The organism is Methylobacterium sp. A54F, assembly GCF_053346035.1.
Map to the genome: position 1 here is coordinate 143,024 of NZ_JBKFBF010000003.1, position 23,905 is coordinate 166,928.

18 protein-coding genes, 1 tRNA gene and 1 pseudogene are annotated in these 23,905 nt (G+C 70.9%); 8 read left to right on the top strand and 12 right to left on the bottom strand.

The window, feature by feature from the left end; all coding sequences use genetic code 11:
• Window positions 1-361 precede the first annotated feature (361 nt).
• On the bottom strand, window positions 362-1,225 hold the full coding sequence (locus ACLBXP_RS06950) for a 2OG-Fe(II) oxygenase (protein WP_447666864.1): 864 nt from the start codon (window positions 1,223-1,225) through the stop codon (window positions 362-364).
• Window positions 1,226-1,857: 632 nt separating this feature from the next.
• Here ACLBXP_RS06950 and ACLBXP_RS06955 point away from each other — a divergent pair.
• The 3 genes from ACLBXP_RS06955 (at window position 1,858) to ACLBXP_RS06965 (ending at window position 2,487) form a co-directional block, all read left to right on the top strand.
• Complete coding sequence (locus ACLBXP_RS06955; protein WP_447666865.1) at window positions 1,858-2,007, top strand: hypothetical protein; 150 nt, start codon at window positions 1,858-1,860, stop codon at window positions 2,005-2,007.
• Window positions 2,008-2,090: 83 nt separating this feature from the next.
• Window positions 2,091-2,288, top strand: a complete 198-nt coding sequence (locus ACLBXP_RS06960; protein WP_447666866.1) for a hypothetical protein — start codon at window positions 2,091-2,093, stop codon at window positions 2,286-2,288.
• A 46-nt stretch (window positions 2,289-2,334) separates the two neighbouring features.
• Complete coding sequence (locus ACLBXP_RS06965) at window positions 2,335-2,487, top strand: hypothetical protein (protein ID WP_447666867.1); 153 nt, start codon at window positions 2,335-2,337, stop codon at window positions 2,485-2,487.
• 66 nt (window positions 2,488-2,553) lie between these two features.
• Here the strand turns inward: ACLBXP_RS06965 and ACLBXP_RS06970 are convergent, their stop codons facing one another.
• The 5 genes and pseudogenes from ACLBXP_RS06970 to ACLBXP_RS06990 form a co-directional block, all read right to left on the bottom strand.
• Entirely contained in the window at window positions 2,554-2,799 is a 246-nt protein-coding gene (locus tag ACLBXP_RS06970; protein ID WP_447666868.1) for a hypothetical protein, read from the bottom strand.
• A gap of 109 nt (window positions 2,800-2,908) precedes the next feature.
• Window positions 2,909-3,100: a hypothetical protein gene (locus ACLBXP_RS06975; RefSeq protein ID WP_447666869.1), complete on the bottom strand. Its 192-nt coding sequence runs from the start codon at window positions 3,098-3,100 to the stop codon at window positions 2,909-2,911.
• Between the two features lie 365 nt (window positions 3,101-3,465).
• Window positions 3,466-3,810 (bottom strand): annotated as a pseudogene (locus tag ACLBXP_RS06980) (tyrosine-type recombinase/integrase); the annotation flags it as partial.
• Window positions 3,811-3,928: 118 nt separating this feature from the next.
• Window positions 3,929-4,018, bottom strand: a tRNA-Ser gene (locus ACLBXP_RS06985).
• 238 nt (window positions 4,019-4,256) lie between these two features.
• A complete protein-coding gene (locus ACLBXP_RS06990; protein ID WP_447666870.1) occupies window positions 4,257-5,369 on the bottom strand; it encodes a helix-turn-helix transcriptional regulator in 1,113 nt (370 codons plus the stop codon).
• A 304-nt stretch (window positions 5,370-5,673) separates the two neighbouring features.
• Between ACLBXP_RS06990 and ACLBXP_RS06995 the strand changes: the two genes are divergently transcribed.
• Window positions 5,674-9,696: an ELWxxDGT repeat protein gene (locus ACLBXP_RS06995; protein WP_447666871.1), complete on the top strand. Its 4,023-nt coding sequence runs from the start codon at window positions 5,674-5,676 to the stop codon at window positions 9,694-9,696.
• A gap of 131 nt (window positions 9,697-9,827) precedes the next feature.
• Window positions 9,828-11,372 (top strand): M10 family metallopeptidase, encoded by a 1,545-nt coding sequence (locus ACLBXP_RS07000; protein WP_447666872.1) that lies wholly within the window; start codon window positions 9,828-9,830, stop codon window positions 11,370-11,372.
• Between the two features lie 20 nt (window positions 11,373-11,392).
• Here ACLBXP_RS07000 and ACLBXP_RS07005 read toward each other — a convergent pair whose 3' ends face one another.
• The 4 genes from ACLBXP_RS07005 to ACLBXP_RS07020 form a co-directional block, all read right to left on the bottom strand.
• Complete coding sequence (locus ACLBXP_RS07005; RefSeq protein ID WP_447666873.1) at window positions 11,393-11,908, bottom strand: septal ring lytic transglycosylase RlpA family protein; 516 nt, start codon at window positions 11,906-11,908, stop codon at window positions 11,393-11,395.
• Window positions 11,909-12,242: 334 nt separating this feature from the next.
• Window positions 12,243-12,371: a hypothetical protein gene (locus tag ACLBXP_RS07010; RefSeq protein ID WP_447666874.1), complete on the bottom strand. Its 129-nt coding sequence runs from the start codon at window positions 12,369-12,371 to the stop codon at window positions 12,243-12,245.
• Between the two features lie 115 nt (window positions 12,372-12,486).
• On the bottom strand, window positions 12,487-14,574 hold the full coding sequence (mdoH, locus tag ACLBXP_RS07015) for a glucans biosynthesis glucosyltransferase MdoH (protein ID WP_447667109.1): 2,088 nt from the start codon (window positions 14,572-14,574) through the stop codon (window positions 12,487-12,489).
• A gap of 217 nt (window positions 14,575-14,791) precedes the next feature.
• A complete protein-coding gene (locus ACLBXP_RS07020) occupies window positions 14,792-16,384 on the bottom strand; it encodes a glucan biosynthesis protein (protein WP_447666875.1) in 1,593 nt (530 codons plus the stop codon).
• A 295-nt stretch (window positions 16,385-16,679) separates the two neighbouring features.
• On the opposite strand from ACLBXP_RS07020, the gene glmU reads away from it, so the two are divergent.
• The 3 genes from glmU (at window position 16,680) to ACLBXP_RS07035 (ending at window position 21,048) form a co-directional block, all read left to right on the top strand.
• Complete coding sequence (gene glmU / locus ACLBXP_RS07025) at window positions 16,680-18,065, top strand: bifunctional UDP-N-acetylglucosamine diphosphorylase/glucosamine-1-phosphate N-acetyltransferase GlmU (RefSeq protein WP_447666876.1); 1,386 nt, start codon at window positions 16,680-16,682, stop codon at window positions 18,063-18,065.
• A gap of 172 nt (window positions 18,066-18,237) precedes the next feature.
• Entirely contained in the window at window positions 18,238-20,064 is a 1,827-nt protein-coding gene (glmS, locus tag ACLBXP_RS07030; protein WP_447666877.1) for a glutamine--fructose-6-phosphate transaminase (isomerizing), read from the top strand.
• A gap of 162 nt (window positions 20,065-20,226) precedes the next feature.
• Window positions 20,227-21,048 carry a DUF502 domain-containing protein gene (locus ACLBXP_RS07035; RefSeq protein ID WP_447666878.1) on the top strand — a complete coding sequence of 274 codons (822 nt, stop codon included), beginning with the start codon at window positions 20,227-20,229 and terminating at the stop codon, window positions 21,046-21,048.
• A gap of 10 nt (window positions 21,049-21,058) precedes the next feature.
• Here the strand turns inward: ACLBXP_RS07035 and ACLBXP_RS07040 are convergent, their stop codons facing one another.
• Both ACLBXP_RS07040 and recG read right to left on the bottom strand, forming a co-directional pair.
• Window positions 21,059-21,388, bottom strand: a complete 330-nt coding sequence (locus ACLBXP_RS07040) for a hypothetical protein (protein ID WP_447666879.1) — start codon at window positions 21,386-21,388, stop codon at window positions 21,059-21,061.
• Between the two features lie 261 nt (window positions 21,389-21,649).
• Window positions 21,650-23,812 carry an ATP-dependent DNA helicase RecG gene (gene recG, locus ACLBXP_RS07045; protein ID WP_447666880.1) on the bottom strand — a complete coding sequence of 721 codons (2,163 nt, stop codon included), beginning with the start codon at window positions 23,810-23,812 and terminating at the stop codon, window positions 21,650-21,652.
• Between the last annotated feature and the right edge of the window lie 93 nt (window positions 23,813-23,905).

Here is a 23,905-nt window from a genome sequence, read left to right on the forward strand (position 1 = left end):
AGCCTCGCTGCTTGGGAGTGGAGCACCTCCGCTCCCAAGCCTCAGGTGCTGCGATGATCGAAGCGGCCGCCACGATGAGCTACGCCACCGTCGCGCTGCTCGCCGTCAGCATGATCCTACGGGACCTGAGCCGCCCGACCGGCTGAAGTTCGCCCCACCAGCCGAATGATCGTGGGGTGGTGACGGCCGCGGTCCGGAGCTGGCGGGATCGGCAGTCATCCGATCGAACCGGACGCTCGCTCGTTCGTCTACTGAGTGCCCCTTCCAGGCACCCCTCCCTGGCCTCGTCAGCTAAGCGCTGGCGGGACTTTTTCGTACTGAATAGTATTGGGATCGTCCGGCGGATTGGCAGGAATTTCGCCTACGATGGCTTCTTCCAGTTTCGCACAAGGTTCCACAAGATTGGCGGAGTGCTTTGCCGGACCGCGCTCTTCAGCCGCCCCATTGATTTGGCACCATGCGCACCATGAAACTGCGAAGAGGTTCGGGTATGACGGGTGAATGCGGCCTCGGGATTCACATAGTAGTAGGAAGCGATCGACTTGCGCGTGATACCGGGAGGCACGTTCAGCGGTTCAGGATGCCCATGCAGACTGCGAGGGCCATGCATAAATATAACTGTTCGCCCAAAAACTGGGTAAATCTTTTTGCAGCAAATTTTATCTGACCACAATTCGAGAGCACCTCCGTATGTCTCCTGCCAATCTTCGTTGAGATAGGTTATCACCACAAGTTTATTCTTGAGCATAGTTCGCTCATGAAATTCGAAATCGCGGTGAACTTTGAAATGCCCGCCTGTCCGTGTCTCGTGCAAACCTCCGCCCTTCAAATTTGCATCAACGATGAGATCTTCTACTGAAGTCAGCCGAGTGAGGAAATTCGTAAAAGTAGCAGAGTTTACTAAATAAAAATAACTCTTAGCAGCCGGAGACAGTTTCCCAAATGATTTGGTTCGATGAACTTGGACATTATCATCTGCAACCGATTTGCCAATTTCATGCATTACATGTGGGGCCGCGCTCGCAATCTCTCGCAGGAGGCCTTTGTCGAATAAGCCATCGATGACAATGTGCTCAAACGGCTCAGCAGTCACAAACGTTCGTGCAAGAGCTTCAATTACGTGATCTTGGCTGACTTCCGGGTTCAGGCAGTCATCGAGATCAATGAAGGGCGACCGTTGACTCTGGTGGGAGCTCGGCACCCCATGGCTTGAATCGGTGAGCATAGTGGCCGAACTTTCAGTTACGTAATCGCAAGACTTTAATTACCTGTATCAGGTTTTCAAGTACCTATTTGGACGGAAGTATAATGTCCTGAGGTGGGTGATCCCATATGCAGCAACGTGATTACGTATCCAGATCCGGCAGAGACAGGAATCCAGATATTGCGATCACTCCAAGTTTTCGTCGTGATTTTAATTGGATCGAACGGCATCTTTGATACGAATTAGCTTGGAGACAGCCGAAATAGACGTTCTCCCTTTTATCTTACCAAGCGACATCATCACTGGCACTCAACGCTTTCGCATTGCGCTGTCAGAAGGGCGTGGTGCGCTTCCTCACGCCGTCCTTGGCCTGTCTGGTGGGACATTTGCAGTTAGATCCCGGCTCGCTTCAATCGCCATCAGGCCCCGTTCTCGCATCTATTAAAACCAAGGGCGTTCTCTGCGGATGTCCGCGCTGCCGGCTCATTTCGTGTGATCGAATTCTGTTCTGCCTCCCACCGGGACGCACCAGGGCAGCGACGCGTGCGCGTTAGCACCGCCACGTCGGACGTCACGGTTCAGAAAACACGAGTGCAATTCGTGATGCGTATCTAGAGCCCAGCTTCGACGACACTCCGACGAGGGAGGCACCGATGGCGCTCAATGGCAGAAAGAACTGGGTCCTGGCGCTGTTCGCGCTGATCCTGCCCGCCGCACTCGCTCCCTGCCGTGCCGCCGTCGACCAGGCCCGGGATGGTGTCCAGGCACCCGCCGCAGACGTGGTGTTCCGCCACTTCCTCTGACCTAGCCGACCACCGGAGCGGCTGTGCGCCCAGACTCGCAGTCCCCAGCGGCGCAGGCGCCGGCCTTCACGAAGGTGACCACCATGTTCGACGCTCAGGAACAGCTCGTTGCGGCTCTCCGCGCCATCGTCGCTCAAAGCGGAGATGCGCATGCTCTCGTCATCCACGCCCTTGAGGATGTGGAACGTGAGCGCTCCGAGCGAGAGAGCTTGTCGGACGAGGCCGCTCACGGCCCCTACGGGCCGAACGCGCTGTCGATCTTTGCCGAGCGGCTGCACTGATAGCAGGCCTTATGGCCGGCCTATCCATCGACGAAACATTGGTGAAATGGACCGTCTCTATGAGCCCGCTCAACACGAGCCACACAGGGCCGAGAAGGGGCGCATCATGGTCACCGAGCTTCACATCCAGCGCATCGGCTTCGTCGTTTTTCTGCTGAGCCTTGCCTCGGCGCCGCTCATCGGCGCGCTCGCTCACTAGGCCAGGTGTCGCCGATCAGTCGAAAGCCGCGCAGGCGTCGCGTCTGTTGGGATCCCATGAGATGCGTCAGGTCTTGCGAGTGAAACCCTGCCAGAGGTCGGCCGACACGATTACAGCTCCGACCAGGTAGCTGATATCGAGCACGCACATGACGCTCGCGCCCTGCCACAGCACATCAACGAGCGGTTCGGCATGCAGGGCACCCGTCAGTCCAACGGCCGACGCCAGGACAGTGCAGACTGCCAGCAGGATTGGCCACCTCACGGTCATGCCAGCGCTTATGCCGAGCGCTGCTATCGTCGCGTAGATCATGGAATGGCAGCCTGCGAAGACCCAAAAGTACGTAGGTAGTGGCCTTGGGCAAGTCGAAATAATGAGCATCGCGCATGGTGCGGCGCGATTTTGCGAGTGCCGTGCAGCATCACGACAGTACCAACTGCGCTAGAGCGTAGACGGCCCAGACGACGAACAGCACCCAGCTCAGCGATAGACAAAAGCCGAGGACCACGAGACTGCCCAGTGACAGGGTGCGGAAGAGGCGCGGCAGTCGGATGCGCACCGGCAAGGATGGCTTTTCGGCAAGTCGACGAATCAAGCTGCTCGATATCCGCATCAGCCTCGTTCCCCTCCGCCCCGTGAACGTTCGGCACTCGAATGGTCAAGCTAGGCAAATCCAAGGCCTGCCGGGACGTAGGCGGCATCGCCATGATCGATCCAGCTGCCGGGTGACCTGCCATACGCCACGGGTGGCCTTGCGAACCGAACGAGCGAAGCTTCGTCTCGATCGACTGGCGGCCCCGTCCAGAAGGGGCAGACCGGGGCTGGACGGTGAAGTGAGTCTGAGGACTTTGCGGCAATACGCCATTAGCCCTTTTGGCGGACTGGAAGTGGTCGGATCTATCCGGGCGCTTGCGGCCGCCTACCGACCGGCGCGGGCCTGACCCGACCAGACTGCTCGAACACTCAAGGAACGCCGCATAGGCTGGCGAGCGCCGGTTCTGACAGAGGCACGCGATGCTCGCGGTCGCCCTTCATCCGATCGGCCGGTACGATCCAGGTGCGAGCCTCGAGGTCGATCTCGGACCACTGCGCCCCGATTACCTCTCCGGTCCTGGCTGCCGTCAGGATAGCGAACTCCAGCGCACGGGCAGCGATGCCTTCTCGGCTCCGTAGGTCAAGCAGGAAGGCAGGAGTCTCGGGGTAGGGCAGGGCGGCATGATGCTCGACTTTCCGGACCTTCGAACGCCTCGGCAGGAGGTTTTGCAAATGCCCCTTCCAGCGCGTCGGGTTCCCTAGCATGTCGTCTTCGCCCTCACGGCTACCCACATGGTGATCGCGAATTTGGACGAACGCTAGCGGATCGCCGCGAACGCGTGAGGTGAACTTTGCTTGCTCTATCAGTGATTTAGAAGCCTGCGGCGGACGTTCACGAACAGGCAACTGGCGGAAGGGGTGGGATTCGAACCCACGGTGGAGTTGCCCCCACGGCGGTTTTCAAGACCGCTGCCTTAAACCACTCGGCCACCCTTCCAAGCCGTTGCGGAGACCGGCGATGTTTCACGAGGCCCGAGGCTCCGGAATCGCCGCCCGCTCCCGCCTTGCTCCCATGACGCCCACCGCACCCGGGCGGTCCCGGGGTGGATACCACGCGCGCGCCGTCGTGTCGCGCGGCCGCGTCGGAGTGAGGCGGCGCCCGTCGCAGGGCGCTGGAGGCGGTCCAGGGGCCGCGGCGACCGGGGCTCCGTCCGGATCGACCACATCGGGTGGTGCTAGGTGTCGCTCAGATCCCCGACGACGCCGAGCGCGCGGCGGACGAGGTCGGGCTGGCGCTTGGTCTGGGTCGCCGCGAACGCCGCCTTGAGGTGGAATTTCGCGGTGTTCAGGGAGATGCCCTCCCGGTGGGCGTAGACAGCGAGGTCGTCGCCCGTGGTCAGGGCGATCGTCAGGCGGGCCGCGTGGCGCGACATCGGGAAGGCTTCGAGCAGCGTGCACTCGGCCGCGTGCCAGCGCCGGTCGGGGTCGTGGATGCGCACGATCAGCGAGGGGGCGGCACCGCCGCCCGGCTCGTGCCGGCGCGACAGGCGCAGGGCGTAGGGGAGCAGGTCGAGCATGTCGTGGGCGTCCTGCACCCGCGGCACCATCGAGAAGCCCGGCCGCCTCTGGTCGAGCCGCGCGAAGCGGCGCGCCTCGGGATCGGTGAGGACGTGGACGAACCCGCTCGCGTCGAGCAGGAAGCCGTCCCTCCGGTTCAGGATGGTGCGGGCCGCGACGTTGGCGTGGCGCAGCGGCCCGTCGGGCTCGAGCACGAGGATGCCGGGACCGACGGGCTCCACGGCGGCCCGCAGGTCCTCCGCCTCCGACTGCAGTTCGAAGAAGGCCCGCCGCAGGCCGATCGCCCGGATCACGTGCGGCATCAGGCGCTCGAAGGCCGCGATGTCGCCGGCGTCGAAGGGCCCGCGATCCGGCCCGCGCTGCACGGCGATGATGCCGGACTGGCCCGCCTCGCGGGCGACCGGGCCGCCGATGGCCTCGCGGAGACCGAGCGGATAATAGAAGTTGCGCAGGAAGTGGGCGTGGCGCGGGTCCTCGCTGTCGAACAGCCGCCCCGTGGTGGTCACCGCGCCGAGGGCGAGCTTCGCCATCGCGGCCGGCGCGGGATCGTAGCGCGCGAACTCCGCCCGGTAGCGCGCCTGGGCCGCGGCGTCGAGGAGGCCGTATCCGAACCCGAAATCGGCGCTCGCGCGGACGGGATCCTGGTAGATCAGGGCGGCGGAACGGCCCCCGAACTGGTCCGAGAGGAGCCGCAGGCAGTCGTGAATGGCGGCGTCGCTGGTCGCGCAGGCATAGATCGCCAGGATCAGCGCGTCGTCGGCTCCGCTCATGTGGTCGATCTCCGCACCTCAGCAATCATCCGTGAAATCGAAGCGCCCCGACACTACCCGTACGGGTGGTGACACAAGCTTTACAATTCGTAACAAATCCGCTCGCAGTCAAGGGCAGGATGATCCCGCCTACAAGGGCGATCATCCTGCGCTGATCGCACGCGGTCGATGAAGAACGCCGCCTATTTCGCCAGTACAGGCTCGGCGAAACTGGCGGCAGGTCTTGCGTCTTCGTGCGTGCACCCGCGCGGGATCCGGACGGCCGTCGGCCGCGGTCCCATGTCGTACGAGTATGGGGGCCTCGATGGTGATCGGAATTTCGCAGACCTACGTGTTTCCCGCCTTCGACGGCACGAAGACGCAGCTCTGGCTCACGGACGGAACGCCGGAGGGGACGCGCGCCGCGGTCGACCTGCCCAGCGGCAACGGCGCCAACGACCTGACGGCCTTGGGCGACGGCCGCGTGGCCTTCAGCTTCAACGACGGGCAAACCGGGTCCGAACTCTGGATCACGGACGGGACGCAGGGCGGCACCCGCCGCGTCGCGGACATCAACCTGGGCACCAACGGTGCCCTTCCCCTGGGGATCACGCGCCTCGGCACCGGCAAGGTCGTGTTCTCGGCCGAGGAGTCCGGGGGCGGGCGCGAGCTCTGGATCAGCGACGGCACCGCTGACGGGACCAGGCGCGTCAAGGACATCTATCCGGGCACGCCCGGCTCGCAGCCGGAGGAGTTCACGGCGCTGCCCGACGGCCGGCTGGTGTTCCGGGCGGCCGACCAGGCGGGCGGCCAGGAACTCTGGGTGACGGACGGCACGGAGGCCGGCACGACCCGCGTCAAGGACATCTATCCGGGCCCTTCCGACTCGCGGCCGGGCCTCGGCGGCGGTTCCGACCGCGGGGGGTTCGCTCGGCTCGCCGACGGGCGGCTGATCTTCGGCGCGCAGAGCGATGCGGGCGGCAGCGATCCCTGGATCACCGACGGGACGGCCGAGGGCACGCAACGCCTGATCGACCTCCTGCCCGGCGGGATATCGAGCGCCGATTCGTTCACCGCCCTGGGCGACGGCCGCGTGATCTTCGCGGCGAACGGCGACGCCGCCGGGTACGAGCTCTGGATCACCGACGGCACGGCGGCGGGCACGAGGCGCGTCCGGGATATCAACCCCGGGTCCGAGAGCTCGAACCCCCGCTTTCTCACCGCCCTCGGGGACGGCCACCTGGTGTTCAACGCCACCGACGCGGTCAACGCCGGCGGCCTCTGGGTGACGGACGGCACCGAAGGCGGGACGACGCGCATCTCCGATGTCTCGATCGGCGTGGCCCTCTACTCGAACGCGCCCGATCAGAGATACATGACGGCGATCGGCGGCGGCCGCGCGGTCTTCGCCGGCGCGGGCGCGGGTACTGGCTACGACGTCGAGCCCTACATCACAGACGGCACGGCGGCGGGCACGACGCGCCTCGGCGACCTGAGCGCGTCCGGCTCCTCCTATCCGATCCACATCACGGCGATCGACGGCGGGCGAGCCCTCTTCCAGGCCAGCGACGGCAGCGGCAACGAGCCCTGGGTCACGGACGGGACGCCGGCGGGCACGCGGCGCCTCGCCGACATCAACCCGCGCGGCGCCTCGAACACCTCGGACTTCACGCCGATCGGCCCGGTGGCCGCGCCCGCGACCCTCAGCCTGTCGCCCGCCACCGACAGCCGGAGCGAGGGCGCGCAGGGGGGCACCGCCTTCACCTACACGGTGACCCGCGGCGGCGACCTGAGCGGCACCGCGACCGTCGACGTCGTGGTCTCGGCGGGCAACGGCGCGAACCCCGCGCAGGGCGCCGATTTCGTGGGGGGCAGCTTCCCGACGCGGTCGCTGACCTTCGGCCCCGGCGAGACGCAGAAATCCTTCACCTTCCCGATCCTCAATGACAGCGTGGCGGAGCCCGACGAGACCTTCGCGGTGACGCTCGCCAACGCGACGGGGGCCACCGTCGTCGCCGGCACCGCCACGGGCACGATCCTCAACGACGACGGCGCCCCCGCCACGGGCAATGGCAGCGGCAACCGCGGCGGCAACGGCGGCGCGACCGGGGACGCCGCGGGCGGCCTCGGGGCGAGCCTCGTCCCGACGACCGGCAGCCCGCAGGCGGGCGGGAACGGGACGGCGGCGGACCACCCGAGCGGCGGCGGCGGCGGCAGCGCCGGGGAGGGGGCGGGCGGCGCCGGTGCCGCGGCCTCCAACGCGGCGGCCGGCGCCTTCGCGAGCGGAGCGGGCGGGCGCGGCGGCGCCCACGGTTCGACCAGCCGCACGAACGAGGCCGCAACGACCGGCACGGCCGGCCAGGACGGCTTCGCTCCGACCGGCGAGCCCGGGGCTTTCCCGCGCGACAACGCCGGGGGCGGGGGCGGCGGCGAGGGCGGCTACGGCCTGCTGCTCAAGGGCTCCCTCGACGATTTCACCAACACCGTCGACCGCACCGGCGGCAACGGCGGTGCGGGCGGCGACGGCCTCAAGGGCGGCGACGGCGGCGACGGCGGCATCGGTCTCGCCGCGCTGGGCTCGCGGTTCACGCTCCGGAACGGCGCGGTGATCAGCGGCGGCCGGGGCGGCACGGCCGGCGGCAGCAACTACGACACCGGGCTCGGCAGCGCCGGCCGCGGCGGATCCGGGCTCACCGGCCACGACCTGACCGTCATCAATTCCGGCACGATCCGCGGCGGCCTCGCCGGTGCGCTGCCGGGCGGCGGCCAGGTTGGTAGCCAAGCCGGCAGCCAAGCCGGCAACCAAGCCATGCTGTCGGCCGCAGTATCCACCGCAGCGCAGGCCGACGCGGTCACCTTCACGGGCGGCACCAACCGGCTCGAACTCAGCAACGGCACCGTCGACGGCACGCTGGAGGGCGGGATCGGCGTCAGCGGCACGCTCACCCTCGTGAACGGACGCTTCCCTAGCCTTATTACCGGCCAAGCCCGCGAGATCGCCCTCGACAACGTGATCCACGACGGGCCGAACGGCGCCGGCGCCATCGTCATCGACGGCAGCGGCCCGCTGCGCCTGACCGGAATCAGCACCTACACGGGTCCGACCACCCTGCGGAACAGCACCCTGTTCGTCGACGGGGCGATCGCCTCGGGGGTGAACGCCCGCGACGCGAACCTCCTCGGCGACGGCAGCATCCTGGGCAGCGTTGCCACCGACAACATCGCCTTCTCGGCAAACCCCGCCGGCGCCGGGCTCGGGGACGCGGTCGGCTCCCTCTACGTCGGCGGCGACCTCACCCTCGACCGGCTGAGCGACTTCCGCGAGGACGTTGCGGGCGCGGCGAGCTTCGACGTCGTCACCGTGGCGGGGCGGGTCAGCCTCGGCGGCGCGGGCCTCGTCCTCAACCTGCTGCCGGGTGCGGGCGGCTCGGCCGGCCAGTCGATCACCCTCATCGACAACCTCGGGACCGATTCGGTCGAGGGCAGCTTCCAGATTGGCGGGCAGACCGCCGCGGAGGGCATGATCGCGAGCTACGGCGGGCGCAGCTACCGGCTGAGCTACAAGGGCGGCGACGGCAACGATGTGACGATCACGGACGTCACCGGCGCCGACACCGGAACCGGCACCGGCACCCCGGGCGGGGGTACCACCGGCGGGGGCACCACCGGCGGGAGCACGGGAGGCGGGACCACCGGCGGCGACGGAGGGGGCGGTCCGAGCGGCGGCTCCACCCCACCCGGCCCGACGCCCTTCGACGACGACCTCGTGGGCACGGACGGCAGCGACGAGATCAGCCTGCTCGGCGGCGACGACCGCTACCTCGCGCTCCAGGGCGACGACCTCGTGTTCGGCAACACCGGCAACGACACGATCTTCGGCAACCAGGGCCGGGACACCGCGTTCGGCGGCCAGGGCAACGACACCCTCTACGGCGGCCAGGGCGACGACCGGCTGTCCGGCGATCTCGGGGACGACCTCGTGTTCGGCAACCTGGGCAGCGACGCCCTGTTCGGCGGCAAGGGCGCGGACACGCTCTACGGCGGGCAGGGCAGCGACACCCTCTACGGCGGCCAGGGCGCGGACACCCTCTACGGCGACCTCGGCGACGACGTGCTCTCGGGCGATCTCGGGGCGGACCGCTTCGTGTTCGGCCGGAACTCCGGCCGCGACCTGATCCTCGGCTTCAGCCAGGCCGACGGCGACCGCCTCGACCTTCAGGGCCAGACCTACACGGTGGGAACGGCCGCGAACGGCGACGCGGAGCTGCTCCTCTCCGGGGGCGGCACGGTGCGGCTCGCGGGCATCGACGGCAGCACCTTCGGCACGGGGGCCGGCTACCTCGCCTGATCCCTGGCCTGACCCCTGGCCTGATCCCTGGCCTGACCCCGGCACGGGCGGCGGCCGGGCCCGCCGCCCCGATCCCCATGACCCGCGCGGTCCGCGCGGACCCCTGAGACGCCCCGATCCCGAGGACCGACATGGCCAACACCGCCACCGCCCAGCCCGCCACCGGCAACCCGGACATCGACGGCGTCCTCTCCGGCGTGCGCTGGGGCAGCCCGACGATCACCTACAACTTCCCCACGAGCGCGGCCTACTACCCGGCCGACTACAACGGCCTCACCAACGAGCCCTCGGGCTTCGTGGCCGCCTCGGCGAGCTTCCAGGCGATGGTCCGCGACGCCCTCGCGCAGTACGCCGAGGTGGCCAACGTCAGCTTCGCCGAGGTCGGACCCGGCGAGGCCGCCGACATCAGCGTGGCGCGCACCAGCAGCCTCGGCACCTTCAACGGCGTCGGCTACAACCCGAGCGCCGGCGCCCGCGGGGGCGATGCGTGGTTCGCGAGCTCCACCGCCCAGGTCGGCGACACGGAGGTCTACGCCCGCGGCACTTGGCGGCTCGTGATGCACGAGCTCGGCCATTCCCTCGGGCTGAAGCACGCCCACGAGGCGGGGGGCCCGGCCAACACCACGGTGACGCCGGAGCACGACGACAACGACTACTCGATCATGTCCTACCGGCGCACGCCCGGCGGCCCGCTGACCAACACCGCCGAGGCCGTCGGCAACCCGCAATCGCCGATGATCTACGACATCGCCGCCGTTCAGGCGATGTACGGCGCGAACTACGCCACCCGGGCCGGCAACACGGTCTACAGTTGGAGCCCGACCACCGGGCAGGCCTTCGTCGACGGGGCCGGCCAGCCCGCCCCGGGCGGCAACCGGGTCTACGAGACGATCTGGGACGGCGGCGGGATCGACACCTACGACCTGTCGAACTACGCGACGGGCCTGCGCATCGACCTGCGGCCCGGCGCCGCCTCGACCCTCTCGGCCGACCAGCTCGCCGTCACCGACACCGGAACCGGCGCCCGGGCGGCCGGCAACGTCTTCAACGCCCTGCTGGCGGGCGGCAATCCCGCCTCGCTCATCGAGAACGCGGTCGGCGGCTCGGGCGACGACAGCCTCACGGGCAACGATGCCGCCAACCTGCTCACCGGCGGATCGGGCAACGACACCGCCATCGGCGGCCTCGGCAACGACACCGCGTTCGGCAACCAGGGCAGCGACGTCCTGTTCGGCAACCTGGGCGCCGATGTGCTCTACGGCGGCCAGGGCGCGGACGCCCTCTACGGCGGGCAGGGGGACGACCTCGACCTCGGCAACCTCGGCGACGACCTCGTGTTCGGCAACCTGGGCACCGACACGCTCTACGGTGGACAGGGCGCGGACACCCTCTACGGCGGGCAGGACAACGACGTTCTGTCCGGCGACCTCGGCGACGATGTCCTCTCGGGCGATCGCGGGGCGGACCGCTACGTGTTCGGAGCCAATTCCGGCACCGACCTGATCCTCGGCTTCAACCAGGCGGACGGGGACCGGCTCGACCTGCAGGGGCAGAGCTACACCCTCGTCGCGCGCGCGGACGGGACGGCGCAGCTCAACCTGTCGGGCGGCGGCTCGGTGATCCTCGGCGGCGTGACCGCCGCAGCCTTCGGCTCAGGGGCCGGCTCCTTCGCCTGAGGGACGTCGGCTCCCCGGGGCTAGCGCGCCTCGTAGAGCGCGACCTGCGCGACACCCTCGATCCCGAGGGCCCGAGCGCTGCCGCGGGACAGGTCGACCACGTAGGGGCGCTTCGCGCGCGTCCGCTCGTTGGTCCGGTCGGTGATCCGGACCACGACGGAGCGTCCGTTCTGGGTGTTGACCACCAGCACGCGCTTGCCGAACGGAAGGCTGCGGTGGGCGGCCGTCAGGCCGTCGGGGTTGTACCGCTCGCCGGCCGCCGTGCGCCCGGGATGCTGGTACCAGGTCGCACGCCCGCGCTCGATCGGCTTCGAACGGTCGGCGACCGTGCGGGCAGCGGGCCCCCCGGACGGCACGGCCGCCGTCGTGTGCGGCTCTCCGGCGGGCGCTTCGCCAGTCTTGCCCGCCGAGAGGTGTGATTGCACCTCCGGATAGGTGAAGACCGGCGCGGTGCGCTCAAGTCCCTTGAACCGAGCGTTGAAGTCCGGTTGCGTCGCACCCGAACTCTGAGCCGTTGCTTGCTCGATGCCGCCCACGGCAAGGATCGAGGCACAGATGAGCGCTCCAACCCAGGGGTACGGCCTGCCTCGACACTCTGCACTCATGATCCCGAAGCCATGCACAATCAAATCGCTTGGGTCACAAATCGTCGGGAGACGTTTTGTTCCAGATTAGTGATTTGATCATCAGTCTTCACGGTTGGCCTGCGCTGCGCAGCGCGCGGAGACCATAAATCCGCAAAGGATCAAGCTTGACTGTCGAGCTGCACCTGCGGGAACGCTTTCCGCCGGAGCGCGCCTCCGTCACGGTCCCGTCCGCCCGGGCGCCGAGATCCCGGCGGACGCGATGGCAGGTGTCGGGCGGGACGGCTCAGACGAAATGCGCCGGCAGGGCCAGGGCGCGCAGGTACTCGACCACCGCGAGGGCGAGACTTGCCACCAGCAGGACGGCGGCGACGCGATCCATCGTGGTCAGCGACTTCGATACGGGCTTGAACATCGGACTTCCCCTCGCTTCAGCAGCCGTGATGGCTGTCTTGACGAGGACTTATGGTTAAGCCTGGTTTCACGACGATTGCGTCGATTGTTGCGCCCCGCCCGAGCCCGGCCGCCGCTCACGGCGCGAGGCGTTGGAGGCGGTCGAGGAGGGCGCGGTCGTGCAGGAGGGCCATGCGCTCCCGGGGCGTCAGCCAGGCCCGCGCCTCCGCCAGGGTCTCGGCCTCCACCGCCTTGGCCTGGGCGAGCGTGTGGTCGACGTCGATGCGCCCGCGCGGGCGGGAGGCCGCGACGGGCAGCATGCGGGCATGGGCTTCGGCGAGGTCGGGGTCCGCGTGGATCGCCTCGAGAGCGTCGGCCTCGTCGAGGCCGCGGGCCGCGTTGCGGGCGGCGAGCTCCGCCGCGCGCAGGGCGATCGGGGGGGCATCGGCCTCCTCCGGCGTGCCGAGGAGGCCGCGGCGGCGCAGCGCCAGGCCGAGGCTCAGCTGGCCGCTCGCCCAGGAGATCGGGATGGCGAGCACGAGGCCGAGGATCGTCGGCGACATCCAGAGGAACAGGGAGGTGGCGATCGCGAAGGCCGCGATCCCCGCCACAAGGCCCAGGGCCGTGTGCCAGCGGTGGCGGCGCACGATGTCGCCCCAGGGAATCGAGCCGTCGTCGCGCCGCTGCGGGTTCCAGCCGGTGTCGCGGCCGGCGAGGATCCCGAGCACCGAGCCCGACTGGATCAGCATGGCGATCGGCGCGATCAGCGCCGAGAGCAGGATCTCGATGAGGCAGGAGAGGACGAGGCGCGCGGGCCCCCCGCAGGCCCGCCGCACCGCCCGGTCGAGGAGGGCGAGCACCAGGCCGAGGAGCTTCGGGGCGAGCAGGATGCCCATGGTCAGGCCGAAGAGCTTGAGCGCGCGCACCGGGTCGAAGCGCGGGAATACCGCGTAGAGGCCGAACTCGCTCGTGAAGTATTCCGGCCGCACGTACGCGGTCTGGAGCACGAGGGCGATGCCGACCACGAGCTGGAACAGCCAGAGCGGGGAGGCGACGTAGCCCGCGATGCCCGTGGCGAAGTGCTGGCGGGAGGCGGGCGCGAGGCCCGCCGCGCCGATGACGCGGGCGTGCTGCAGGTTGCCCTGCGCCCAGCGCCGGTCGCGCACCGCCACGTCGATGAGGGAGGGCGGGCTCTCCTCGTAGGAGCCGGGCAGGGTCGGGAGCATGTAGACGGCCCAGCCGGCCCGGCGGATCAGCGCCGCCTCCACGAAGTCGTGGCTGAGCACGTGGCCGCCGAAGGGCGGGCGGCCCGCGAGGTCGGGCAGGCCGCAGGCGGCCGCGAAGGCCCGCGTGCGGATGATGGCGTTGTGGCCCCAGTAGTTGCCGTCGCGGCCCGACCAGTGGGCGAGGCCGGTGGCGATGACCGGCCCGTAGATGCGGGCGGCGAATTGCTGGACCCGGGCGAACAGGGTGTTGCGGTTGATGATCAGCGGCAGCGTCTGGATGATGCCGGCGTCGGGATCCGCCTCCATGGCGGCCGCGAGCCGGGTGATGCAGGCGCCGCTCATCAGGCTGTCGGCGTCCAGCACCAGCATGTGATCGTAGGCGCCCCCCCAGCGGCTCACGAAGTCGCCGATGTTGCCGGCCTTGCGGTGGTGGTTCTTCGGCCGGTGCCGGTAGTGGAGGCGGGCATCCGGGCCGAGGCGGGCGCGCAGCGCCAGGAAGGCGCGCTCCTCGGCGATCCAGGCGTCGGGCTGGGTCGAGTCCGAGAGCACGAACCAGTCGAAATGCGCCCCGAGGCCGGTCGCCTCGACGGATTCGCGCATCGCCTCGAGGCTCGCGAAGGTGCGCGCCGTGCCCTCGTTGTAGACCGGCATGACCACGGCCGTGCGGCCTGCGAGGCGGTCCGGATCCGGGTCCGGACGCGTCCGCCGCAGCAGCAGCGCGAAGCCGAGGAGCGCCCCCGTGAAGGCTAGCGCGATCCACGAGAAGGTCAGGACGAACAGCGCCAGCAGGAGGATCTGCAGCGCCGTGGGCGAGCCCGAGACCGCGATGGTCTCGTACATCTCGAAGCCCCCGTAGCTCGTGAGCGCGACGGCGCCCCCGAACACGAACAGCCGCGCGAGCCGGGGCGGCCGCGGGGCGCGCGCCGGCCGATGGCCCAGCGCCGGGTCCCAGCGCCCGAGATCCTGCACCGGCATGGGCAGCGGCGAGGGGGCCGGCATCGCCGGGCCGAGCCCGTCCGGCGAGGGGGGCGCCGCGGATGCGGGCGCGTGGGGGTCGCGAAGGTCTTCGAGCATCGTCACCGGCGCCAAGCCTGCCTCCGGCGCCACCGCCGCGATCCGGGGACCGGGGCGAGCGCGCCATCCTGTTGTCGTGCCACGTCGTCCCACGTCGTGTCGCGCTGTCCGGCTGCCGTCCGGCCGGCGGGCGGCGATGTCCTCAGGGTGTCCAGCGGTACAGCCAGGTCTCGGTCACCGGCCGGCCCGCGCGGGTGAGGGCGAGGCGCAGCTCGCAGACCCGCTCGCCGCCCGGATCGAGCTCGAAGGCGACCCGCACCGTCCGGCGCTCCGGATAGGCGTAGAGCTGGCGGCGGACGATGCTGCCGGGGCCCGCCGTGAGCGCCGCCTCGAGCGCGTCGGCGCCGGCCTCGAACAGCGCCTCGCCGGCGAAGTCGACGAGGAACAGGCGCCGGGCGGCCGTGCCGCCGCGCCCGCTGCGGGTGCCGGCGACGCCCGCGACGGGCGGCGGGGCAGGGGGCTCCCAGCACCAGGTCTGGCGGTAGCGGAAGCGGGTCTCGGTGGCCGCCGCGATCGGCGTCTCGGGGCGCCAGTAGGCGAGGACGTTCTCGTTGAACTCGGAATCGCTCGGGATCTCGAGGAGCGTCACGGCGCCGGCGTTCCAGTCGTCCAGGGGCTCCAGCCAGAGGGAGGGGCGCCACTCCCAGTGCTGCACGTCGTCCTCGAAGGCCGCGTAGGCGCGCGCCCGCTGCATCAGCCCGAACCCCTTCGGGCCGCGATCCACGAAGGAGGAGATCTGCAGGGATTCCGGGTTGTGGACGGGCCGCCAGATCGCCTCGTCGGCGCCGTTGCGGATCTGCAGGCCGCCGGCCGCGTAGGCGCCGGCCCGGGCGTCGTCCGAGCCGCGCCGGTCGTGGGGCCCGAACAGGTAGGCGGCCTGCATGCCGCCGAGGCCGAGATGGTCGATGGCCCGCCGCGAGACGATCGTGGTCTCGATCTCGGCGACGGAGGCGTCGCCGGGCCGCAGCACCATCCGGAGCGCGCCGGCCGCCGATTCGGAATCGACGAGGGCGTGGATCACGAGGGGCTCGCCGGGGGCGGGGCGCTCGATCCAGAAGGCGCGGAACAGCGGGAACTCCTCGCCGCGGGCATCCGCCGGGCGGAGCGTGAGGGCGCGGGCCGTGACCCCGAAGCCCTGGCCGCGGGCGAGCAGGCGGAAGAACGAGGCCCCCTGGAAGATCCCGAAATCCGACAGGTCCCCGGTCCCGAAGCGGGCCCGCAGGCGGAAGCCCGAGAAGCCCGAAGGGCCGGGGGGACCCTGGAAGGACCCCTGGGAAGCTCCCGGCCCCGCGCCGAGGTCCGGCAGCACGAAGCCGCCCGTCTCGAACTGGGCGCGGTCGTAGGCGACCGGGCGCACCGTGCCCGCCTCCACGAGGGCCAGCGCCACGGGCGTCGTGAAGATCGAGCCCCGGTGGAGGGGCTCCACCGTGAAGCCGAGCGCCTCGTCCGCCCACAGCGCGCGCTCGGCCGGGATCCGGATGGCGCCGTACTGCTCGCGGCTGAGGCCCTTCAGGGAGCCGGGCAGGTCGTCGGCCGGGGCCGCGTAGGGCAGGCGGGCGAGCGCCCGCGCGAGGGCCGGCACGGTGTCGGCGTCGAAGGCTGCGCCGGCCGCGGGCAGGGCAGGGCGCTCGTCGGCGAGCGCCCTGCCCGACGGCGCTCCCGGCCCGATCCCGAGGCCGGCGGCACCCGCGAGCGCGCCCGCCGCGGCGCGGGCGATGAAGGCGCGGCGCTGCAAGTCACACGGCAAGTCACAGGAGGCCGTGATCCCGGGATCATCGGATCCCGGGATCCGGGCCTGCGGAACGGCAATCGGCGGATCGGCGAGCGTCGGCAGCGGAAAGACCCCTTCTGGTGGCGCGCTCTACGCGCGGCGCGGCGGAAACGTTCCGACATGAAGGTCCGCGTTTACCATGCCCGGGCGTGAACCGGGGGTTAAGGCGAAGTCCCGAAGCTGCCCGGCCGGTTTGTGCCGGACGCACGATCGGCTAAGAGCCTCGCCGCTCGGACACCTCAGCGACGGACCCTGCGCGATGACGACCTCCGGACACGAGCCCCCGCGCGGGGCGCCGCTGCCCAGCTTCACGGCGGTCGTGCTCGCGGCCGGCAAGGGCACGCGGATGCGCTCCGACCTGCCGAAGGTGCTGCACCGCATTGCCGGGCGGAGCATGCTCGGCCACGTCCTCGCCGCCGTGCGGGCGGCGGGCGCGACCCGCATCGCCGTGGTGGCGGAGCCGGGACGCGACGACGTCGCCCGCGCGGTCGCGGCCGAGGCGCCGGGGGCGTCCCTCTACGCGCAGGCGGATCGCCTCGGCACGGCCCATGCCGTGCTGATGGCCCGCGCGGCGCTGGCCGAGGGCGAGGCCGACGTGGTGATCGCCTTCGGGGACACGCCGCTCATCACCGCCGAGACCTTCGCGCGCCTGCGCGCGCCCCTCGCCGCGGGCGCCGGGGTGGCGGTGCTCGCCTTCGAGAGCGCGACGCCGGCCGGCTACGGCCGCGTGCTCACCGAGGGCGCCCGCGTCGTCGCGATCCGCGAGGAGAAGGACGCCACCGAGGCCGAGCGGCAGGTGCGCCTGTGCAATGCCGGGCTGATGGCCCTCTCGGGCCCGCACGCCCTCGCGCTCCTGGAGCGGATCGGCAACGACAACGCGGCCGGCGAGTACTACCTGCCCGACGCCGTGGCGCTCGCCGTCGCGGACGGCCTCCCGGTCGCCGTGGTGCCGGTGGACGAGGCGGAGGCGCAGGGGGTCAACGACCGGATCCAGCTCGCCGTCGCCGAGGCCGAGATCCAGCGTCGCCTGCGCCGGGCGGCGCAGCTCGGCGGCGCCACCCTGATCGCCCCCGAGACGGTCTTCCTCAGCCACGACACGCGCCTCGGCCGCGACGTGGTGGTGGAGCCGCACGTGGTGTTCGACACCGGCGTCAGCGTCGGCGACGGCGGCCTCGTCCACGCCTTCTCGCACCTGAAGGACGTGCGGCTCGCCGCCGACGTGCAGGTCGGCCCCTTCGTGCGGCTGCGCGGCGGGGCGGTGCTGGAGGCGGGCGTGCGCCTCGGCAACTTCGTGGAGCTGAAGAACGCCCACCTGCATGCCGGCGCCAAGGCCGCCCACCTCACCTACCTGGGCGACGCCGAGGTGGGCGAGGGCGCCAACATCGGGGCCGGCACCATCACCTGCAACTACGACGGCGTCTCGAAGCACCGCACGGTGATCGGGCCGGGCGCCTTCATCGGCTCCGATTCGGCCCTCGTCGCGCCCGTGACGGTGGGGGCGAACGCCTACGTGGCCACCGGCTCGGTCGTCACCGACGACGTGCCCGAGGGCGCGCTCGCCATCGCCCGCGGACGGCTGGCGATCAAGCCCGGCTGGGCCGCGGCGAAGCGCGCGGCCCTGAAGGCCGAGAAGGCGGAAACATAATAGTCTGCCGTGTCTTGCGGCCGAAAGCTCAGGCTTTCCCTGAGACTCCCCGGACCTGCGGCCAAGGCCCGGCTGGCCTTCTTCCGTACCGTTCCGGTACAAGCGTGGCGGCCCGGGGCTTGCGACATCGCCCGCACCGGCTCCCGGCGCAACTGATCGAGGACAGGGTTTCATGTGCGGCATCGTCGGGATCGTCGGACGGGACGCGGTGGCGGGGCAGGTCATCGAGGCGCTCCGCCGGCTCGAGTACCGGGGCTACGATTCCGCCGGCATCGCGACGCTCGAGGACGGCCGCCTGGAGCGGCGGCGGGCCGAGGGCAAGCTCTCGAACCTGCAGCTCAAGCTCGTGCAGGCGCCCCTCAAGGGCGCCATCGGCATCGGGCATACCCGCTGGGCGACGCACGGGCGGCCGAACGAGACCAACGCGCACCCGCACGCCACCGAGCGGCTGGCGGTCGTGCATAACGGGATCATCGAGAACTTCCGGGAGCTGAAGCAGGAGCTGCAGAACGCGGGCGTTCGCTTCGAGACCGAGACCGACACCGAGGTGGTGGCCCAGCTCGTGAACGCCGCGATGGGCGAGGGCCTCGGGCCCGTCGCCGCCGTCGAGGCCACCCTGCCGCGCCTGCGCGGTGCCTTCGCGCTAGCCTTCCTGTTCGCGGGCGAGGCGGACCTGCTGATCGGCGCCCGCCACGGGGCGCCGCTCGCCATCGGGTTCGGGCAGGGGGAGACCTACCTGGGCTCCGACGCGCTGGCGCTCGCGCCCTTCACGGACGAGATCACCTACCTGGACGAGGGCGACTGGGCGATCCTGAGCCGGGAGGGGGCGGAGATCCGCGACATCGGCGGCCAGGTGGTGCGCCGCCCGCGCCAGCGCATCGCCACGCAGGCGATGCTGGTCGACAAGGGCAACCACCGCCACTTCATGGCCAAGGAGATCCACGAGCAGCCCGAGGTGGTGGGCCGCACCCTCGCCCACTACGTCGACCTCGCGGCCGGCCGGGTGGCGCTGCCGGAGGCGCTGCCCTTCGACTTCCGGGACCTCACCCGGCTCACCATCACGGCCTGCGGCACCGCCTACTACGCCGGCCTCGTGGCCCGCTACTGGTTCGAGAGACTGGCGCGGCTGCCCGTCGAGATCGACGTCGCCTCCGAGGCGCGCTACCGCGAGGCGCCCCTCGACAAGGGCGGCCTGACGCTCGTCATCTCGCAATCGGGCGAGACCGCCGACACCCTCGCCTCGCTCCGCTACGCCAAGGCACAGGGGCAGCACACGCTCGCGATCGTCAACGTGCCGACCTCGACGATCGCCCGGGAGGCGAGCGCCGTCGTGCCGACGCTCGCCGGCCCCGAGATCGGCGTCGCCTCCACCAAGGCGTTCTCATGCCAGCTCACGGTGCTGCTCTGCCTCGCGATCCACGCGGGCCGCGCGCGGGGCACCCTGAGCGCCGACGCGGAGCGCCGGCTCGTCGACGCCCTGATCACGGTGCCGGGCCTGATGGCCGAGGCCGCGAGCCAGGAAGCCGCCATCGAGGGCCTCGCCCGCGAGATCGCCAAGGCCCGGGACGTGCTCTACCTGGGCCGCGGAACCGCCTATCCGATGGCCCTCGAAGGCGCGCTGAAGCTCAAGGAAATCAGCTACATCCACGCGGAAGGTTATGCGGCGGGTGAACTGAAGCACGGCCCCATCGCGCTCATCGACGAGAGCGTCCCGGTGATCGTCATCGCCCCCCACGACGCGGTCTTCGAGAAGACCGTCTCGAACATGCAGGAGGTGGCGGCCCGCGGCGGACGCATCATCCTCGTCGGCGACGCCAAGGGCGCGGCCGAGCACGGCCTCGACACCCTCGCGACCCTGACGATGCCGGACCTTGACCCGACGGTCGCCCCCATCGTCTACGCGGTGCCGATCCAGCTCATCGCCTACCACACCGCGGTGTTCATGGGGAAAGACGTCGACCAGCCGCGCAACCTCGCGAAGTCGGTGACGGTGGAGTAGGCGGCGCCCTCGGACCACCGATCAGGTCTACCGCCGCGCTGCCTCGAACGGGCGGACTGACGACGGGGGCGGGGAGGCAAGCGGCCGAGCGCAAGCGCCCTTGAGGCGCCGCCGGGGAGGGAGTACCTGTGCGGCGGGTCCTCCGGCGCCGCCCCGGCACAGATGAGATCGTCACCGTTGCGCGAGAAGCCGCCGCTGCCCGAGCCGAACGTCGCCGAGCCCCGCCCGCGGGTGAGCACCCGGGGCCGGCTGCGGACCTACTTCCTCACCGGCATCATCGTGGCGGGCCCGCTCGCCATCACGATCTACATCACCTGGTGGTTCATCGCCCTGATCGACGGCTGGGTGAAGCCGCTGGTGCCGGCGAGCTACCTGCCGGACCACTACCTGCCCTTCTCGATCCCGGGGCTCGGGCTCGTCATCGCCTTCGTGGCCGTGACGATGCTCGGCTTCCTCACCGCGAACCTCGTGGGCCGGAGCGTCATCGAGTTCGGCGAGGTGCTGCTCGCCCGCACGCCGGTGATCTCCGGGCTCTACCGGGGCCTCAGGCAGATCTTCGAGACGCTGTTCTCGGCCAACGGCACCTCGTTCCGCACCGTGGGCCTCGTCGAGTTCCCCGTGAAGGGGACGTGGTCGGTGGTGTTCCTGTCGGCGCCGGCCGGCACGGAGGTGCAGGCCGCCCTGCCCGCGGGCGATCCGGAGCGGCCGCACGACTACGTGGGGGTGTTCCTGCCCTGCGCGCCGAACCCCACCACGGGGTTCTTCTTCTACCTGCCGCGGGCCGACATCGTGGAATTGTCGATCAGCGTCGACGACGCGGCCAAGCTCGTGATGTCGGCGGGCGTGATCCAGCCGGAGGATCCGCAGGCCAGGCTTCAGGCGATGGCGGCGTCGCTGCGGGCGGCTCAAGGGCCCGGCGGCCAGAACGCGGCCGTTCCGACGGACGAGGCCGAGGCCCGCGCCCCGGCCCGTCAGGAGGCCTGAGGCCGGGGGATCAGGACGCGCTGGCGGTGACGACGGGGGCCGTCAGGACGGGCGCCTGGGCCGGGGCGTTGGCGACCGGGCCAGCCGTATGGGTGCCGAGCATGTAGCCGGTGCTGGACTCGGCGGCGATCAGCAGCGCCAGCGCCAGGCAGAAGGCGTTCGCCACGAGCCAGAGCTTGCGGCTCGCGCGCGCCACGGCCTCGGCCACCGCGTCGGAGGCGGAATCGACGTGCGCCGCGCCATCGGTGATCGGCAGGAGCCAGGGCTCGTGGGCGAGGGCTTCGTGCGAGGCCCAGCCTTCGGAAGCGCCGGGGAGACGTTGGAACGGTCCGGTCAGCATCGGCTTGCCCTCCACATTTCGGCTCGGATGCCCGTTTCGTTCAGGCTTCCGTTCATGTTCAGTTAAGGTCGGAGCACGACGGCTGCAAGGGATCATGCCGCTCAACCGCCCCGGGCACAAGCCCGAATCTGTACGCCAGATGAACGAGGGGTGTGGCGGCACTGTGGTCCACACGTGGTACGGACAGGGCCGCGCCGGCCGGCGCCGCCGATCCCGATGAGGCTGCCGGTTGGGTTAAGGCTTGGTTAGCGGCCCGCGCGCCTAGCCCGCCTCGATCAGGCGGATCGCGGCCTCGCGCTCGAACAGGTAGAGCAGCACCCGCAGCGCCCGGCCGCGGGCGCTCCTGAGGCCGGGGTCGCGCTCCACGACCAGGCGGGCGTCGTCCCGGGCGATCTCCAGGAGGTCGCCGTCGCTCTCGAGCCGCGCGAGGCGGAAGGCGGCGAGCCCCGACTGGCGGGTGCCCAGCACCTCGCCCTCGCCGCGCAGGCGGAGATCGGCCTCCGCGATCCGGAAGCCGTCCTCGCTGTCGCGCATCATCTCGAGCCGCGCCCGGGCGACCTGGCCCAGCGGCCCGCGGTAGAGCAGGAGGCAGCTGGAGCCCTTCGTGCCCCGGCCGACCCGGCCGCGCAGCTGGTGGAGCTGGGCGAGGCCGAAGCGCTCGGCGTGCTCGATCACCATGATGGTGGCGTTCGGCACGTCGACGCCGACCTCGACCACGGTGGTCGAGACCAGGATGCGGGTGGCGCCGCCCGCGAAGCGCTCCATCGCGGCGTCCTTGTCGGGGCCCGGCATCTTGCCGTGGATCAGCCCCACGGCCTCGCCGAAATGCGCCTTGAGATCGGCGAAGCGCTCCTCGGCCGCGGCGAGGTCGATGAACTCCGACTCGGCCACGAGGGGGCAGATCCAGTACACCTGCTCGCCCCGCTCGAGGGCCCGGGCGAGCCCCGCCACCACCTCGTCGATCCGCTCGGCGGAGATCTGCACGGTGCGGATCGGCTGGCGGCCGGCCGGCTTCTCGTCGAGCACCGAGACGTCCATGTCGCCGAAGAAGGTGAGCGCGAGGGTGCGGGGGATCGGCGTCGCGGTCATGACGAGGAAGTCCACCGCCTCGCCCTTGGCGCCGAGCGCCAGGCGCTGGTGCACGCCGAAGCGGTGCTGCTCGTCCACCACCGCGAGGCCGAGGTCGCGGAACACCACGCTCTCCTGGAACAGCGCGTGGGTGCCGACCAGGATGTCGATCTCGCCGGCGGCTAGCGCCGCGAGCGTCGCGCGGCGCTCGGAGGCGCGGTCGCGGCCGGTGATCAGGCGCAGCCGCAGGCCCCCGGCGAGGGGGCCGAGGCGCTCGAAGTGCTGGCGGGCCAGGATCTCGGTGGGGGCCATCAGCGCCGCCTGCCGCCCGGCCTCGACGCTCGAGGCCATGGCGAGCAGGGCCACCGCGGTCTTGCCGGAGCCGACATCGCCCTGCAGGAGGCGCAGCATCCGCTTCTCCGCCGCGAGGTCGGCCCGGATGTCGGCGACGGCGCGGGCCTGCGCGCCCGTCAGCCCGAAGGGCAGGGCGGCCTCGATGCGGGCGACGAGGCTCCCGTCCCCCGCATTGACCCGGCCGGCCTTGCGGCGCTGCCGGGCGCGCAGCAGGGCCAGGGCGAGCTGCGAGGCGAGGAGCTCGTCGTAGGCGAGCCGGCGCCGGGACGGGGCGGGGGGCGGGGGCGCGGCGCCCGGCTCCGGCGGCGGGGGCGGCGCCTCCGAGGGGCGGTGCTCGGCCCGGAGCGCGTCCGCGAAGGGCGGCCAGCCGCTGCGCTCGAGGAAGGCCGAGTCGCCCCATTCGGGCAGCACCGGCAGCCGGTCGAGGGCGGCGAGCGCGAGCTTGCCGATCGCCCGCGAGGTCAGGCCCTCGGTGGCGCCGTAGATCGGCTCGACGGCGGGCAGCGCCGCGAGGCCCTCGGCATCGACCACCCGGGCCGGGTGCACCATCTGCCGGTGCCCGTCCCAGAGGTCGATGCGGCCGGAGACGTAGCGGTGGCTGCCCAGCGGCAGCATCTTCTCGATGCGCGCGCGGGGCATCCCGAAGAACACCAGGCTGATGTCGCCGGTGGCATCCTCCACGAGCACCCGGTGCGGGCGCCGCCCGGCCCCGGGCTGGGGCGGCCGGTGCGCCACCACCGTGACGCCGACCGTGACGGGCTCGCCCGGCGGCGCCTCGGCGATCGAGCCCTTGAGCTGGCGGGCCACGCCGCCTTGCGGCAGGTGGAACAGCAGGTCGACGATGCGGGCCGGCTGCTCGGGCGTGCCGAGCAGCCGCTCGATCAGCGGCGCCATCTTCGGCCCGACGCCCGGCAGCGCGCGGGCGGGCGCGAACAGGGCGTCGAGGATGCTCGGGCGGAGCGGGGGGGCATCGGCGGGGGAGGGCGTCGACGAATCGGTCATGCGAGCGGAAGGGTGCCGGGCCCGCGGGACGCGGCCGGCCGGGAGGGGCCTTGCGCACCGGCATATCGCACGCGCGCCCGCCCACGAAGGACT

Bases quoted from the DNA above. Each gene is read 5' to 3' on its own strand.
- glmS (WP_447666877.1), top strand. From the start codon at position 18,238: ATGTGCGGCATCGTCGGGATCGTCGGACGGGACGCGGTGGCGGGGCAG.
- ACLBXP_RS06955 (WP_447666865.1), top strand. From the start codon at position 1,858: ATGGCGCTCAATGGCAGAAAGAACTGGGTCCTGGCGCTGTTCGCGCTG.
- ACLBXP_RS07035 (WP_447666878.1), top strand. From the start codon at position 20,227: ATGAGATCGTCACCGTTGCGCGAGAAGCCGCCGCTGCCCGAGCCGAAC.
- ACLBXP_RS06950 (WP_447666864.1), bottom strand. From the start codon at position 1,225: ATGCTCACCGATTCAAGCCATGGGGTGCCGAGCTCCCACCAGAGTCAA.
- mdoH (WP_447667109.1), bottom strand. From the start codon at position 14,574: ATGCCGGCCCCCTCGCCGCTGCCCATGCCGGTGCAGGATCTCGGGCGC.
- ACLBXP_RS06970 (WP_447666868.1), bottom strand. From the start codon at position 2,799: ATGATCTACGCGACGATAGCAGCGCTCGGCATAAGCGCTGGCATGACC.
- glmU (WP_447666876.1), top strand. From the start codon at position 16,680: ATGACGACCTCCGGACACGAGCCCCCGCGCGGGGCGCCGCTGCCCAGC.
- ACLBXP_RS07000 (WP_447666872.1), top strand. From the start codon at position 9,828: ATGGCCAACACCGCCACCGCCCAGCCCGCCACCGGCAACCCGGACATC.
- ACLBXP_RS06990 (WP_447666870.1), bottom strand. From the start codon at position 5,369: ATGAGCGGAGCCGACGACGCGCTGATCCTGGCGATCTATGCCTGCGCG.
- ACLBXP_RS06995 (WP_447666871.1), top strand. From the start codon at position 5,674: ATGGTGATCGGAATTTCGCAGACCTACGTGTTTCCCGCCTTCGACGGC.
- ACLBXP_RS06975 (WP_447666869.1), bottom strand. From the start codon at position 3,100: ATGCGGATATCGAGCAGCTTGATTCGTCGACTTGCCGAAAAGCCATCC.
- ACLBXP_RS07010 (WP_447666874.1), bottom strand. From the start codon at position 12,371: ATGTTCAAGCCCGTATCGAAGTCGCTGACCACGATGGATCGCGTCGCC.
- ACLBXP_RS06965 (WP_447666867.1), top strand. From the start codon at position 2,335: ATGGACCGTCTCTATGAGCCCGCTCAACACGAGCCACACAGGGCCGAG.
- ACLBXP_RS06960 (WP_447666866.1), top strand. From the start codon at position 2,091: ATGTTCGACGCTCAGGAACAGCTCGTTGCGGCTCTCCGCGCCATCGTC.
- recG (WP_447666880.1), bottom strand. From the start codon at position 23,812: ATGACCGATTCGTCGACGCCCTCCCCCGCCGATGCCCCCCCGCTCCGC.
- ACLBXP_RS07040 (WP_447666879.1), bottom strand. From the start codon at position 21,388: ATGCTGACCGGACCGTTCCAACGTCTCCCCGGCGCTTCCGAAGGCTGG.